Origin of the sequence: Tumidithrix helvetica PCC 7403 (assembly GCF_965232925.1) — a bacterium.
Taxonomy (GTDB): domain Bacteria; phylum Cyanobacteriota; class Cyanobacteriia; order Pseudanabaenales; family Pseudanabaenaceae; genus Tumidithrix; species Tumidithrix helvetica.
In genome coordinates this window covers 91379-105029 of sequence record NZ_CBDDRA010000011.1, presented here as the reverse complement: position 1 = coordinate 105029, position 13651 = coordinate 91379, and the positions used below count along the sequence as shown (strand labels likewise).

Here is a 13651-nt window from a genome sequence, read left to right as displayed (position 1 = left end):
ACTGTTGCGCTCTATTTTCATGTTTTCTTGGGCTGTTGTCTTAGGTAGCAACCCTTATACTGGTCTTGATATGCATAATTTTGATTTCCCATAAGCTTGTGAGGTAGCTGATGCGTTTAGGTAATCCGCTGAAGGTGAAGAAATTCTGGCAGGATAACCACTTCATTTTCAGGGAGTTTAAACACTTTCCCGCTATCGCAGTCTTGGCAGTGATTCTTTCTTGCCTAGCTGTTGCTTTTGAAGGAGTCAATATCGGGTTTTTATTGTTTTTCCTGCAAAACCTCACAAATCCAGCAGCAAAACCAATTCACACGGGAATTACCTGGTTTGATATCTGGATTTTAGGTGTTAATGCCCCTGCGACCGAGCGCATGTTTCGCATTGCTAGCCTGATCGTTTTGAGTACTTGGTTGCGATCGGGATTTACCTATCTCTCGCAGATTTATACCGAGCTAACTCAACTCAGCTTAATCGATCGCTTTAGAAAAGCAGCTTTTGAACAAATTCAATCACTTAGTCTCAGTTATTTCTCTGCGACGAAATCAGGTGACATCGTTAACTCAATAGCTGGAGAAGTTACCAGAGTCTCTCAAATTTTTCAAGGCGTTGCTTATTTATTCACGAGATTTCTAAACATCTTTATTTACTTGCTATCGATGTTTGTGATCTCATGGCAACTTTCTTTACTCTCTATTGGCTTATTTAGCCTATTGGTAATGGGCCTATCTAGGTTTAATGCCATTGTTCGAGAACAAAGCTTTGCGCTCCCAACCGCAAATAATCGATTTACCACGATTGTGATCGAATTAATTAATGGGATCCGCACTGTACAAGCATTTGCGACTCAAGATTTCGAGCGTAAGCGTTACTATGCCGCCAGTGAGGAGATTCTCAAGGCAAATAAAAAGCTCTTAAGCGGCTCCTTACTGGTAAAACCCCTGTCAGAGGGCTTATCCATGATGATTTTAGTAGGGCTAATTCTGTTCGCTTTTTCTGGTGCAGATAATGGCTTATCCATGTCTACTGGAGCATTGTTGACATTTTTCTTTGTCTTGGTTCGACTCGTTCCCAATATTCAAGATCTCAACTCCACAACGAGTCGTATCAGTTCCTTAAAAGGCTCGATGGTTAATGTTAAAAACCTCCTGTCAACCGAAGGAAAACAATACTTTCGCAATGGAAAACTAGAGTTTCCTGGCTTAACTAGCTCAATTTATATTGAGTCTGTAGATTTTGGCTATAGTGCTGAGAAGATGGTTTTGCAGGATATCACCCTCACCCTTGAAAAAGGTAAGATGACAGCTTTAGTCGGAGGGTCTGGGGCAGGAAAAACTACCTTGGTAGATCTAGTGACCCGTTTTTACGACCCTGTATGCGGTGCAATTTTTGTGAATGGAACCGATTTGCGAGAGTTTGAAATTCGATCGCTGCGGCGTAGGATGGCAATCGTCAGCCAAGACACGTTTATTTTTAATACTTCCGTACTCAACAACATCGCTTATGGTTCTGAAAACAAAACTGAGGAGGAAATTCGAGAAGCGAGTCGATTGGCAAATGCCTTAGATTTTATCGATGAGATGCCAGAGGGGTTTGAGACATTGCTCGGCGATCGCGGTGTGCGTTTATCGGGCGGTCAGCGACAAAGGATTGCGATCGCGCGGGCTTTATTACGCAACCCTGAAATTTTGATTTTAGATGAAGCCACCAGTGCCCTAGATTCCGTCTCAGAGCGATTAATTCAAGAGTCTCTAGAAAAACTGGCGGTAGGGCGAACTGTAATTGCGATCGCCCATCGTTTGTCTACAATCGTAAGGGCTGATAAGGTTGTCGTTTTAGAGCAGGGAAGAATTGTAGAACAGGGAACCTATCAAAATTTACTAGAAAAAAAAGGGAAACTTTGGGAATATCACACAGCCCAAACCGAAGAAATTCGTGGCGGTGTTTCAAAATTGTTGAAAAGAAATCAAAAATTTGACGAGTAAACAAATTAAAGCTCGGCTTTTCATAAATCTATCTTCACATCCGGAAAAGAGCTTAATCCCTTTCTCTATTGAGTTTTACTAGTTAAGCAATTCAACACATCTTTTTAAAATCTATGTCACATAAAATTATTGTTGAAGTGACCGGAAGAATCGGCAACCAATTGTTTGTCTTTGCCTTTGCTTATGCTTTAAAACGAAAGTTGTCATCTGATGTTTGTTTTTACTGCCCTCCAGGATTTGAGAATTACAACTATTTGCCAGAACTGGTTGGAACTGAATATCTTGAATCCACAAAAACAGACTTACTTTCTGTTGGAAGATTTGAATATAGTGCTTGGCCAAATTCTTTATGGCGATCCTTGAGTCGCAAAGTTATATCTACTTTCAGAAAATTTAAAGGGCTCAAAACTTCATCGTTCGTAGAAAAAAAATATTTTGCCAAGGATGATGAAGTCTTTCAATTAGATTTTCCTGTGTTTCTTTCAGGTTGGTTTCAAAACGAGGAGTATTTCATCGATTACGCAGACTCAATCTATGAAATTATCCATCGGGGAGTGCAATCTAAAATCAAGGATTTAGATGAAATTCACAGTAAAATTGAGCACTTGAAGAAACCAACAGTTGGGATCTCATTTCGTCGAGGCGATTATAATGTACTGAATTGGACTTTACCAATTAGTTACTATGAGAGAGCTATCGGCTATCTTCTTGAAAGATGCGATCCAGGATGCTTGCTTTTATTTGGAGACGACTCAGATTTTATAGAACTTTTTGCCGAGCGTCTGTCTAAGCATTTTGATAATGTTATCTGTGCTTCTAAGAATTTTGGGGATAACCCATTTTCTGACCTATTCCTTTTGTCTGAATGCGATCATTGTATTATTCCTAATTCTTCATTTGCTTGGTGGGGTGCTTGGCTTGGGGATCGAAAGCACCAGGATTGTTCTCGGATAGTCATTGCACCAGATAATTGGATCGGGGAGTATAGAGGTTGTCCAAGTAGCAACATAATCCCGAATAGATGGATTCAAATATCGAGCAAACGGTGATATCAAGTTTAGATTTAGAACTGTTATTCTCAATAATTTTGAATTGATAGAAATCGGTTTGACTGCATAATTGCGATATTGTTTCAACCGTAACCGTTAAAATTCACCATGTTGCCCAAAATTAACTAATCAGGGATAAACGCAAGTTCAACCAGCCTTATATTCAGAGTTAAACGCAGCAGATTATGACAAAACAACCAGCGATTCTAGTTTTAGCAGATGGGAGTTGCTACCAAGGTTATGCCTTTGGAGCCACAGGAACCGCGATCGGGGAAGTGGTTTTTAACACTGGGATGACTGGCTATCAAGAGGTTTTAACCGATCCAAGCTATCGCGGACAAATCGTCACATTTACCTATCCCGAACTGGGAAACACGGGTGTTACCCCTGAAGATGAAGAATCAGACCGCCCTCAGGTGAAAGGTGCGATCGCACGCAACATTACCTACATTCCCAGCAACTGGCGATCGCGGCAGTCTTTACCTGATTACCTCAAAGCCAATAATGTCGTTGGCATTGCTGGCATTGACACCCGCGCCCTCACCCGCAAGTTACGTTCTCTAGGCGCGATGAATGGCGGCATTTCTACAGAAGTACTCGATCCGCAACAGTTGTTAGAAAAAGTGAAAGCAGCCCCCTCCATGCAGGGACTCAATCTGGCGCAAACGGTGACAACGCCGCGCGTTTATGAGTGGACAGAACCAACCCCCTCAGAATGGGAATTTATGGAAGCAACGCCTGATGTTGCCAATCCTCTGACCGTGGTTGCGATCGATTTTGGCGTCAAGCGAAATATTTTGCGGCGGTTGGTCAGCTATGGTTGCCGCGTGATCGTCGTCCCTGCCGATACACCTCCAGAGAAAATCTTGGAATTTAAACCCGATGGTATCTTTTTGTCGAATGGGCCCGGCGACCCTGCGGCAGTTAAGGCAGGCATCGAAACAGCAACGGCTTTACTAGGGGCGGACAAACCCCTATTCGGCATCTGTCTCGGACACCAAATTCTCGGTTTGTCTATGGGTGGCGATACCTTCAAGCTCAAGTTTGGCCATCGTGGCTTAAATCAACCCGCTAAAAATCAGCTCCCGACCTCCGATCAAAGGGTAGAAATTACCAGTCAAAACCACGGTTTCGCCCTTGATGGTGACTCTTTAACCAATTCGGTGGCTCAGGTGACGCATCTCAATCTGAACGATCGCACGGTGGCAGGACTAGAACACAAGACGCTCCCCATTTTTTCGGTGCAATATCACCCTGAAGCTAGCCCCGGCCCTCACGATGCCGACTATTTATTTGAGCGGTTTGTCAACACAATGCGCGAACAGAAACTGGCAGTTAAATAATCTGGTTTACCTCTCCCTCCCAGCCTCCCTCTCCTGAGAGGCGAGGGAGGAGCAAGAGCCCCTTTCCTTGCAGGAGAGGGGTTGGGGAGAGGTTAAAGAATCCGCATACTAATATCGAGCCAAGCCGATCGCGTCACCATAGCACTGGTGGAAATATAGTCCATTCCCAATTGGGCAATGTCTCTAATGGTGCTGAGGGTAATGTTGCCTGATGCCTCAATTTTGGTATTGGGGCTGTGGCTGCGAATCCATGCGATCGATTCTCGCATCAGATCGAGGCTCATGTTATCTAGCATGATCACATCGAGCGCCAAGGCTGCCGCCGCTTTGACATGATCGAGGGTTTCAGTTTCCACTTCGATCGAAGTGGTAAACGGAATCGCGGCTCGAACGCGTTTGACCGCTTCAGTAATACTTCCTGCAGCGGCAATATGGTTATCTTTAATCATCACCGCATCATCCAGCCCAAAGCGATGATTGATCGCACCGCCAACTTGGGTGGCATATTTCTCTAACAACCGCAAACCTGGCGTGGTTTTGCGCGTATCTACCAACTGTACGGGGGCATCGGCGATCGCTTCTACATATTGGTGCGTCAGGGTGGCGATCCCCGATAGTCGCATCACCACATTGAGGGCAACCCTCTCCCCTGTAAGCAGTGTGGCGAGACTGCCTTCGATGCTGGCAATCTTGTCACCCGATCGGACTATGCTACCTTCAGGGGCGATCGCCTCAAATTTCACCGAGGGATCTAAGGTGGTAAATACGCGCTCGGCGATCGGCAGTCCTGCGATCGCACCCTCGGCCTTGGCAATCCATACCGCTTTACCCTCTGGGGCAGAGGTGGGAAAAATACCCGACGTGGTGCGATCGCCCCAACCAATATCTTCGCGTAACCAGCTTGAAATCAAAGGATCTAGCAGAATTGCAGGAGGCAGCATAGGGTTGGGGATGAAGGCTTGTCAGTTTCTAGTCTAGGACAAATTCTCAAGATAAATTCTCAAGGTAAATACTCAATCGGTTCTGGGCAGCTAAAAGGCAGATCGGGGGGATCGAGGGCAAGTTTGGCGATCGCGCAGCCATTAATTGGATGAATCCAGTCGGGGGCGATTTCAGCAAGGGGAATCAGGACAAAGGCGCGATCGCACATGCGAGGATGGGGCACGACCAAGTTTGCCGTATCGAGAATACAATCGCCATAGAGCAATAGGTCTAAATCTAAAGTCCTTGCGCCCCAACGTTCCCGTCGTTCTCGGCCAAACTGAATCTCAGTATCGAGCAAAAACTGCAACAGGGCATGGGGTGTCAGCGCTGTTGAGAGAATAGCGCAGCCATTCATGTAATCGGCTTGGGGTGGGCTATTTGGCATCGTAATTGCTTTGGTACGATACCAGCGCGATCGCCGCACAATATGCACATGTGGACTAGCATGAAGACGATCGAGTGCTGCTTTGACAGTTGCAGATGAATCGCCTAGATTACTTCCCAGAGCGATCGCGCACAGACTTGGCATAGGTATGTGTAAAATTTTGAAAGTTTCTTGAGTGTAATGGAAGATTTACCAAACTTTTGCTTGGATTGCGCTACAGAAAGTTTAAGATCTGAAGTAGTTAGGAAATTAGCTGTCCACCATACTAAAATGTAACGCTTTGCTATGTCAGATAATCCTTACGATCTACAACGGGCTTACTTGGGTAAAGGGATTGCGTTCCCAATTCACACGAGCTTACAGGGGGGACTCAAGCTCAGTGCCACCGAGAGAAATCTTGAAGAATCGATCGAGATTATTCTAGCAACCAAGTTGGGCGAAAGGGTTTATCGACCCGATTTTGGCTGTCGTTTATCAGAGCTTACCTTTGCCCCGATGAATCCCCAAACCCTCTTGTTAGCAAGAATCTATGTCAAGGATGCTCTGACTAAATGGGAACCTCGCATTAAGGTTGAAGGAGTTTATGCCGATTCAGACCCGATGAGAGGGCGGCTTGACCTCAAAATTCTCTATTATCCTAAAGATAGTCACGATCTGCGTAGTATCGTCTATCCGTTCTATCTATTGCCCCCGAGTTAGTCAAAATCTGGGTCTTAAGCAAAGAGATTTAGATCGAGTATTTGCCTATTCCATCCTATTCACTAAAACTGAACTTAGAGGAATATGTGATTCATACCATTTTCAAAAAGTGATGCAACGCATCTTTTTGAAAAGACCGCGCTCCGCGCGGAACACAAAACCCGATCTGTCGCAATTTCAAGAGAAATTGGTATCATTTCTTGAGATTGAGGTTCTTACATCACTTGCCAATAGGAAAAACATGAAGAGATATCGCAAAAAAACTAGAGAATTTCGCAGCTATGTCTAAACTTAAAATCGGATTTAAATACCTGTTGGCGCTGTTTTACGTTTTGGCAGGAGCGAATCATTTTCTTAATTCTGGCTTTTATTTAAAAATGATGCCACCCTATCTGCCACTGCATTTAGAGCTGATCTATCTGAGTGGACTATTCGAAATTGCCTTAGGAATTATGGTTCTGATTCCAAGACTGACGAACCTTGCTGGGTGGGGACTGATCGCTCTATTATTCGCCGTTTTTCCCGCCAATATTCAGATGGCACTTCATCCCGAGGTATTCCCTGAAATTAGCGCGATCGCTCTGTGGATTCGTTTACCCCTGCAATTTCTACTAATCGCTTGGGCATATTGGGCAACCAGACCCGATCCTGTGGTGAATTTAAAAGCGAATCTAGAAGCGAACCTACAAGCCAATCCGCGCAAACCCTAGGCGGGATGGTAGTAAAAAGCCACACCCAAAATGAAATAGGTGGCAATCAGCAACGTGCCATCGAGCCAATTGGAACGCCCACCAAAACCGATCAGGTTCGCCACGATCACCGCGATCGTCAGGGAAGAGACTTCAAAGGGATTGAAGTTGAGATCGAGGGGTTGTCCGATCGCTTGACCGACAAACACCAACACAGGCGCGATAAATAACGCCACCAGTAGGCTATCTCCTGTGGTCGTGGCAACGGTTAAGTCCATCTTGTTTTTGAGGGATAGCCTGATCACCGTGACGTAACCTGCCATATCCCCCACAAACGGCAGCAAAACCACGCCTGTAAACAGAGGTGTTAAGGCTAATTGGGCAGTTTCTGCCTCTACCACACCGACAAATAGTTCCGATTCGATCGCGATCGCAATCGTGGAAACGAGCAGAACGATTACCCAAAACGCCACTTTGGGAGCATGAGCATGTTCTTCGACAGATTCCGTTTCTGCTTCGGCTAACCCGACTTCATAGAGATAGCTATGGGTTTTGAGCGAAAACAGCAAGGTGAGCCCATAGACGAGAATTAATACGGCAGCAGTAATCGTGGAAAGATTCCGAATTGCCGAGGCATCGACAATATTTGAGGTGGAAATCACTAGGGTTGGTAAGGCGATCGCGACAACCGCCAACAACATCGACAACCCATTCACGCGCATCCAAATTGACTGAAAACTCTGCTCTTTATAGCGCAAACCACCCGCCACCATGGCGATTCCCAACAAAAGTAGCAGATCGCAGAGAATGCTCCCCGTAATGCTGGCTCTGACAATATCGATTAAGCCCGCTCTCAAGGCAGTGAGCGCCACAATTAACTGGGTGGCATTACCAAATACGGCATTCACCAGTCCCCCAATCGATGGCCCCATCACCACAGCAATCTTTTCGGTGGCAGTACTCAGCCAGATCGATACGGCAATAATTGCCAAGGCGGAGGTAAAGAAAACCGCAGTGTCACCCCATGCTAGCTGGTCAGCCGCGATCGAAATCGGTACGAAAACGAGTGGGATTAAGGGGATCAATTTTCTCATGGGCATAAATTAATCCTTTATCCTGTCTAGATGCGATCGCAATTTCCTCATTCTCACGGGTAAGTCCTGTTAAACCAATCAAATCGCTACTGAACATCTTAGCGAGGATTGGCATAGGAAACAGAAAATTGCTATAAAGCCAAGAAATATAACGGAGTTGCTTGGTAATAAGCTCAAAAAAACTTGAAACTGTTTTCTAGTAAGGCTTTTAGTGATTTTTGGGCGGGATTCTTGAAATTCAATTCACGTAAACATTTCAGCGATTTTGATTACGATAGCAATCCGATCTGATTTGTGAGAACAGAAAATGCTCGTAGAGTTCATTTCACAAAACCTTATCTCACGATTGATTTAGGATTGCTATATTTCCTAACAGGTCTAATATTCAAGTTTTTGTCGCTTCGTCAACTCTAGGCGTAACCGCTATAATTCCTTCAGAGGCGTATCGACTAAAGTCCTTTGTGTTTAGCGTGAGAATGTGTGATATAGAATTTACGTTCATTGCTGCAACTAAACCAAATCCATTTTTCCCAATGGGACGCGTAGCAACATTCCAAAATTCAATGCAATTTTGAGAAGTGATTTTTAGTTCGTGTCCATCAAGGCGCAATTTTCGGATAGCAGATCGAATCGAAGCATAAAGAGTGTGAGAACGATCTACAAAACGCAACAATATGTTGGTATCCAGCAGGTAAATCATAATTTATGGATGCTCTTCATAACTTCCATCTCGACTCACGGCATAGTCGGTCAAGACTGGTTTGTTTGCAACCACAACGTTTTGATACGATCGCCACACTGCAAACCATGATTTTTGTATTCCTGCGGCGTTCCTCATTCCAGATGTTTGCCATGACTTCTATGGCGATCGCCTATGCTTTAACCATGATTTTTCATGTATTCACATGGTTTATTGTTGGTGTTGTTATGGCTCCCACTTTTATTCTCTTAGGCTTGGGTGGGGTTTGTTTGGCAATTAACTTCATGGCAATTTATATCCAACTGCGTCATCGCAGTAACGCGATAGTGCATCAGCAACTATCAATTGCTAAGTAATCAAGTTGCGAATTTCATCTATTTTCGATCAGCCAAACTTTTGCCTTATGTCGTCAATCGCAGCATAAAAAGCAGGGGCATCTCCCCAGCCAAAATAGCCGCTATACAGGCACTTAGCTTGGGCATCTGCCACATATACACAATCGACACCCAAAAAAATTTTCCAGAGGCGTAGGGTTAAACCTTCTCGTAAGGGAATGATGGTCTGGGCTTTAAGAAAATCACGGGGGCGACCATCGGTAATTGGTAATGCATGCAAAAAACGAATGATTTGAGCCGCAAGGTCTGGGGAGGGGGGAAGTACTTGAGGATTGAGCCAAAACGGACGAATTGTCTCTGCTACTTGTGAGTGATTTTTTAATTTTGCGTGAGAGATTCCAGTTAAACAAACTAAGGTGGCACGCTCAAATTTGGTACATTCCAAAGGTACAGTGCCATCACTGCCGTCACCGATATCGCTGGCAATAATTAATGTGGGGATCTCAGATGCGATCGCTTCAGCAATGGATCGGCGATTTGCGCCTAAACCCCGTGCCATTAGAGGGAATGTACTGAGTGGGTCAAACATCCGCCCCAGATCGGAGCCGCCCACAGGTGAGCCAACCATTACCAAACTATGAACTTTCGAGCGCCACTCTGGATGGCGGTTGAGCAGTTCTAACCATAACAAACCGCCCAGAGAATGCCCCACAATTCTAATCGGTGTGTTTGGATGACTAGAAATTACCTGACTAGCCATGCGATCGAGCTTAGCGATGAGCGGATCGATGCTCAGCCATGTTTGAACCCACCCCAGATCGGGATTGGTTACTAAAGTCTGTGGTGTTGCTAAAGTTTTGGATAGAAATGAGATCGCTTTACAATCATCAGCCCAACCATGCTGCGTAAACAGGAGAAAATCAGGGGTCATAGATCCAGTTACGAGTTAACAGATTTTATTATTCCCTGCTTGCCGATAACTGCCCATCGTTGCACGATCTATCTTCTGATTCTGACACCTCGATACATGGTGGTATTGTCATCTGTGTCTGGTGCTTGTCTCTTGAGTCCTGGATTCTCCCCATCAGCCTGCGTTGTATTCCGGAGATTATTTGCAATTGCAGGAGCAGAAGATACTTGTTGTAAGAACATTTGATCGGCTAATCGTTCAATGGGTTCTTGCAAAAAAGTGCTACCTAAAATACCAGTCACGCGAGCGGTTAAGGACACTAAATTTTCGCCCGTGAGTTTGGGTAAGACATCAACCACGCCACGACGTAATGCCCAGCTATGTTCTATATCTTTAATGCGATCTTGGCGTGGGTTAAACAAAACCACCTTTAAAGCAACCCGATTTTTTGTAATCCATTGGCATACAGAGCCTGATTGCAGGGTTTCTGCATTCGGACTCTTAATTCCCGTATCCATTAACAACAGATCGGGTAAATGATTACTTTGATGAAGTTGTTCGAGGCGCTCTACCAGATCGATCTTTGCCGTATCCCAGATGACATCAATCCCCTGATGGCTAAGTGCGGTCTGCCAAAGTTTTCCTTGATCTTGATCGAGGTGTGTCATTAAGACAGTCCTCTTGAGTTCACCCATGGCATTAAATTACTCATAACGGCGATCGCCGAATATCTTAAAGAAGGAAAGGGATAGCTATCCTAGCTACACTTTCCGACTTCGTTTAATGCAAGGTTAAGCTTTTTATAGATCTAGTTTTGTACCCCATTTAACAATTTATGTGATTAATGTAACTGAATTAAAACCTATAATAAGTTTGGATCGATCGACATAAACCCAAAATAGCACAGTAAAATCATCGCTCTTCTAATGATTTATATAGCTAGTTTGGCTGTTTGAGCAACCTTTCCTAAAAGCTTAGATCGTAGAAATTTCTTTTTCTTTCTCGACCGTAATTTGCTCAATTTTCTTGGCGTACTTATCCGTTAGCTTGTCAACTTGATCTTGCAATTTTTTCGATTCATCCTCAGAGATTTCCTTGGACTTTTCTTGCTTGCGGATTGAGTCGATCGCATCACGACGGACATTACGCACTGAGACTTTGCCTTCTTCGGCTAGTTTTGCCACAGTTTTGACCAATTCTTTACGGCGCTCTGTGGTTAAAGGCGGAATATTTAAGCGAATACTACTACCGTCATTATTTGGGGTTAAGCCCAGATCCGACTCAGCGATCGCGCGTTCGATCAAACCCATTGCCGTGCGATCGAACGGCTGAATCATAATCGTGGTCGAATCAGGCGTAGAAATATTTGACAAAGACTTTAAGGACGTTGGCGTACCATAATACTCTACCGAAACTCGATCTAGTAATGAGGCATTCGCACGTCCAGTCCGCACGCTATTAAAGTTATGTTGCGTGGCTTCTATCGCCTTTTGCATCCGCGATTCAACTTCAGTTAACTTCACAATTACCTCCGACATATGTTCCAATAGATTCTCCCATGACAGCGCGGCGAATGTTACCCGCAACACCTAAATCGAACACAACAATGGGAATATTATTCTCTTTGCAAAGTGCAAATGCAGTGGTGTCCATTACCCGCAGATCTTGGGATAGGGCATGGGCATAGTTAATGCTCTGATAACGCTTGGCATCGGGGTTTTTCTTGGGGTCGGAGTCGTAAATGCCATCGACTCTGGTTGCCTTAAAGATCACCTCCGCATCAATTTCTGCCCCACGCAGCGCAGCGGTGGTATCCGTTGTGAAAAATGGATTACCAGAGCCTGCCCCAAAGATGACGACCCGTTTGGTTTCTAAATGGCGAATAGCCCGACGACGAATGTAAGGTTCGGCGACTTCTTGCATGGCGATCGCGGTCATAACTCGGGTCGGTACGGGTTCGTCTAATTGCTCGAGTGCGTCCTGCAAAGTCAAGGCATTCATCACTGTGGCAATCATGCCAATGTAATCGGCTGTAGCTCTATCCATGCCCTTGGCAGCACCATTGATACCCCGAAAAATATTGCCGCCACCCACGACGATCGCCACTTCAACCCCATCACGCACAATGTCCGCCACCTCTAGCGCGATTGTTTGCACAATTTCAGGGTCAATGCCAAAGCTGAGATCGCCCATTAACGCTTCTCCACTCAGTTTCAGTAGAATACGTTTGTACTTGAGGTTATCCATATTATTCCTTCCATTGCCAGAGAAATTGTACTTGTTACAGGAAAGTAGACGCATTTCAACGTTCGTGCAGTTCCTACGGCAAATGGCGTAACTTGTGGTTACGATTTTCAATGTCCTCGTATTAAAACGCCTTTGTTAGAAGCACCCAGCAAAGGTTTAACCTCAAAACTTGCCAGTTGATTGTCTAAATGGATGTAACGATGTAGCCAGAAACTCAAGACGCTAACCTAAGCAGGAAAGAATCTATTCACCTTGCGATCGCCCACAACTACTTAAAAAAAAACAAAATCAAGCTGACTCGTCAATTGCATACAACTCTGCACCTGTGAGGTTTGTCCCGTTTAAATTTGCTCCATTGAGATTTGCCCGCAGAAGGTTTGCACCATTGAGGTTTGCTTTATAGAAATTGGTTTTACTGAGATTGGCACCGTCTAAGCTTGCTTTATCTAAAGTTGCCTCAGTTAAAAAAGCACCATTGAGGTCGGCATCTTTAAGATCGGCACCGTTAAGGTCAGCGTTACTGAGATTTGCCCCATCTAGATCAGCTTTTACCAATAGGGCGCTGCATAGAGTCGCCCCATATAAATTAGCATTAGATAGGTCTGCTGAACTTAAGTTCGCGCGATCGAGCTGGGCATGACTTAAACTAGCCTCGGTGAGATTTGCTCCTTCTAAGTTTGCCCCGACTAGCTTAGCGCCATCCAGATTAGCCCCCTTTAAAAAAGCCTCGGTGAGATTTGCTCCTTCTAAGTTTGCTCCGACTAGAAATACGCCACTTAAATTAGCCCCACTTAAATTAGCGTTACTTAAATCGATCCCATTCAGGTTAGCCCCAGTCAAATCGGCATCTCTCAGGTTAGCCTTATCGAGATTTGCACCATGCAGATTTGCTTTAATTAAGCTGGCGCCACTTAAATCGGCTTCACGCAAATTTGCATCACTGAGACTGGTTCTGTAGAGCACAGCGGTATGTAGGGATGCAGTTTCAAGGTTCGCGTTATTGAGATTTGCGCAGGATAGATTGGTCTCCACCAGACTCGCACCAGCAAGATTTATCCCCGCTAAACTTGCACCAGTCAGGTTTTCACGACTGAGATCTATCCCAGTAAAATCTCTATCTCCCTGCTTATACTTTTCTGTAATTTCGCCAGCTTTCATTGCTCCTCAGTACCACCTTAAATGTGCTTAATTGTTACTGCCCGAATTTCGTGGTTACTTAGGATGACTACTACCT

The 13651-nt window shown here is 44.8% G+C and carries 16 protein-coding genes; 6 read left to right on the top strand and 10 right to left on the bottom strand.

Annotation, left to right across the window (positions count from 1 at the left end):
- Positions 1-110: 110 nt before the first annotated feature.
- From hepA to carA, 3 genes are all read left to right on the top strand, one after another.
- Positions 111-1982 (top strand): heterocyst formation ABC transporter subunit HepA, encoded by a 1872-nt coding sequence (hepA, locus tag ACP2WE_RS12090; protein WP_425215802.1) that lies wholly within the window; start codon positions 111-113, stop codon positions 1980-1982.
- 113 nt (positions 1983-2095) lie between these two features.
- Positions 2096-3031 carry an alpha-1,2-fucosyltransferase gene (locus ACP2WE_RS12085; protein WP_425215801.1) on the top strand — a complete coding sequence of 312 codons (936 nt, stop codon included), beginning with the start codon at positions 2096-2098 and terminating at the stop codon, positions 3029-3031.
- Positions 3032-3216: 185 nt separating this feature from the next.
- Positions 3217-4374 carry a glutamine-hydrolyzing carbamoyl-phosphate synthase small subunit gene (gene carA / locus ACP2WE_RS12080; protein WP_425215800.1) on the top strand — a complete coding sequence of 386 codons (1158 nt, stop codon included), beginning with the start codon at positions 3217-3219 and terminating at the stop codon, positions 4372-4374.
- A 92-nt stretch (positions 4375-4466) separates the two neighbouring features.
- On the opposite strand, the gene nadC is transcribed toward carA, so the two are convergent.
- On the bottom strand, positions 4467-5315 hold the full coding sequence (gene nadC / locus ACP2WE_RS12075; protein ID WP_425215799.1) for a carboxylating nicotinate-nucleotide diphosphorylase: 849 nt from the start codon (positions 5313-5315) through the stop codon (positions 4467-4469).
- Between the two features lie 59 nt (positions 5316-5374).
- A complete protein-coding gene (folK, locus tag ACP2WE_RS12070) occupies positions 5375-5887 on the bottom strand; it encodes a 2-amino-4-hydroxy-6-hydroxymethyldihydropteridine diphosphokinase (protein ID WP_425215798.1) in 513 nt (170 codons plus the stop codon).
- Between the two features lie 141 nt (positions 5888-6028).
- Between folK and ACP2WE_RS12065 the strand changes: the two genes are divergently transcribed.
- Positions 6029-6442 (top strand): GPW/gp25 family protein, encoded by a 414-nt coding sequence (locus ACP2WE_RS12065; protein WP_425215797.1) that lies wholly within the window; start codon positions 6029-6031, stop codon positions 6440-6442.
- 281 nt (positions 6443-6723) lie between these two features.
- Positions 6724-7152, top strand: a complete 429-nt coding sequence (locus ACP2WE_RS12060; RefSeq protein WP_425215796.1) for a DoxX family protein — start codon at positions 6724-6726, stop codon at positions 7150-7152.
- Here the strand turns inward: ACP2WE_RS12060 and cax are convergent.
- The 3 genes from cax to ACP2WE_RS12045 form a co-directional block, all read right to left on the bottom strand.
- Positions 7149-8231 carry a calcium/proton exchanger gene (gene cax, locus ACP2WE_RS12055; protein ID WP_425215795.1) on the bottom strand — a complete coding sequence of 361 codons (1083 nt, stop codon included), beginning with the start codon at positions 8229-8231 and terminating at the stop codon, positions 7149-7151. The genes ACP2WE_RS12060 and cax overlap by 4 nt on opposite strands.
- Positions 8167-8340, bottom strand: a complete 174-nt coding sequence (locus ACP2WE_RS12050; protein ID WP_425215794.1) for a hypothetical protein — start codon at positions 8338-8340, stop codon at positions 8167-8169. Before ACP2WE_RS12050 ends, cax begins: the two co-directional genes overlap by 65 nt.
- Positions 8341-8610: 270 nt before the next feature.
- Positions 8611-8925: a hypothetical protein gene (locus ACP2WE_RS12045; protein ID WP_425215793.1), complete on the bottom strand. Its 315-nt coding sequence runs from the start codon at positions 8923-8925 to the stop codon at positions 8611-8613.
- A 5-nt stretch (positions 8926-8930) separates the two neighbouring features.
- Here ACP2WE_RS12045 and ACP2WE_RS12040 point away from each other — a divergent pair, with 5 nt between their 5' ends.
- Entirely contained in the window at positions 8931-9281 is a 351-nt protein-coding gene (locus tag ACP2WE_RS12040; protein WP_425215792.1) for a hypothetical protein, read from the top strand.
- A gap of 28 nt (positions 9282-9309) precedes the next feature.
- On the opposite strand, the gene ACP2WE_RS12035 is transcribed toward ACP2WE_RS12040, so the two are convergent.
- From ACP2WE_RS12035 to ACP2WE_RS12015, 5 genes are all read right to left on the bottom strand, one after another.
- On the bottom strand, positions 9310-10191 hold the full coding sequence (locus ACP2WE_RS12035; protein ID WP_425215791.1) for a lysophospholipase: 882 nt from the start codon (positions 10189-10191) through the stop codon (positions 9310-9312).
- A gap of 68 nt (positions 10192-10259) precedes the next feature.
- Positions 10260-10838: a hypothetical protein gene (locus ACP2WE_RS12030; RefSeq protein ID WP_425215790.1), complete on the bottom strand. Its 579-nt coding sequence runs from the start codon at positions 10836-10838 to the stop codon at positions 10260-10262.
- 306 nt (positions 10839-11144) lie between these two features.
- Positions 11145-11693, bottom strand: coding sequence for a ribosome recycling factor (gene frr, locus ACP2WE_RS12025; protein WP_425215789.1), 549 nt, complete (start codon positions 11691-11693; stop codon positions 11145-11147).
- Positions 11680-12417 (bottom strand): UMP kinase, encoded by a 738-nt coding sequence (pyrH, locus tag ACP2WE_RS12020; RefSeq protein ID WP_425215788.1) that lies wholly within the window; start codon positions 12415-12417, stop codon positions 11680-11682. The genes frr and pyrH overlap by 14 nt, the downstream gene beginning before the upstream one ends.
- A gap of 288 nt (positions 12418-12705) precedes the next feature.
- Entirely contained in the window at positions 12706-13575 is an 870-nt protein-coding gene (locus ACP2WE_RS12015; RefSeq protein ID WP_425215787.1) for a pentapeptide repeat-containing protein, read from the bottom strand.
- Positions 13576-13651 lie beyond the last annotated feature (76 nt).

Excerpts from the sequence above, each read along its gene's own strand:
- nadC (WP_425215799.1), bottom strand. The coding sequence starts at position 5,315 with ATGCTGCCTCCTGCAATTCTGCTAGATCCTTTGATTTCAAGCTGGTTA.
- ACP2WE_RS12050 (WP_425215794.1), bottom strand. The coding sequence starts at position 8,340 with ATGCCAATCCTCGCTAAGATGTTCAGTAGCGATTTGATTGGTTTAACA.
- cax (WP_425215795.1), bottom strand. The coding sequence starts at position 8,231 with ATGCCCATGAGAAAATTGATCCCCTTAATCCCACTCGTTTTCGTACCG.
- ACP2WE_RS12045 (WP_425215793.1), bottom strand. The coding sequence starts at position 8,925 with ATGATTTACCTGCTGGATACCAACATATTGTTGCGTTTTGTAGATCGT.
- ACP2WE_RS12060 (WP_425215796.1), top strand. The coding sequence starts at position 6,724 with ATGTCTAAACTTAAAATCGGATTTAAATACCTGTTGGCGCTGTTTTAC.
- hepA (WP_425215802.1), top strand. The coding sequence starts at position 111 with ATGCGTTTAGGTAATCCGCTGAAGGTGAAGAAATTCTGGCAGGATAAC.
- ACP2WE_RS12030 (WP_425215790.1), bottom strand. The coding sequence starts at position 10,838 with ATGACACACCTCGATCAAGATCAAGGAAAACTTTGGCAGACCGCACTT.
- ACP2WE_RS12065 (WP_425215797.1), top strand. The coding sequence starts at position 6,029 with ATGTCAGATAATCCTTACGATCTACAACGGGCTTACTTGGGTAAAGGG.
- pyrH (WP_425215788.1), bottom strand. The coding sequence starts at position 12,417 with ATGGATAACCTCAAGTACAAACGTATTCTACTGAAACTGAGTGGAGAA.
- ACP2WE_RS12015 (WP_425215787.1), bottom strand. The coding sequence starts at position 13,575 with ATGAAAGCTGGCGAAATTACAGAAAAGTATAAGCAGGGAGATAGAGAT.
- ACP2WE_RS12040 (WP_425215792.1), top strand. The coding sequence starts at position 8,931 with ATGGATGCTCTTCATAACTTCCATCTCGACTCACGGCATAGTCGGTCA.
- ACP2WE_RS12085 (WP_425215801.1), top strand. The coding sequence starts at position 2,096 with ATGTCACATAAAATTATTGTTGAAGTGACCGGAAGAATCGGCAACCAA.
- folK (WP_425215798.1), bottom strand. The coding sequence starts at position 5,887 with ATGCCAAGTCTGTGCGCGATCGCTCTGGGAAGTAATCTAGGCGATTCA.
- ACP2WE_RS12035 (WP_425215791.1), bottom strand. The coding sequence starts at position 10,191 with ATGACCCCTGATTTTCTCCTGTTTACGCAGCATGGTTGGGCTGATGAT.
- carA (WP_425215800.1), top strand. The coding sequence starts at position 3,217 with ATGACAAAACAACCAGCGATTCTAGTTTTAGCAGATGGGAGTTGCTAC.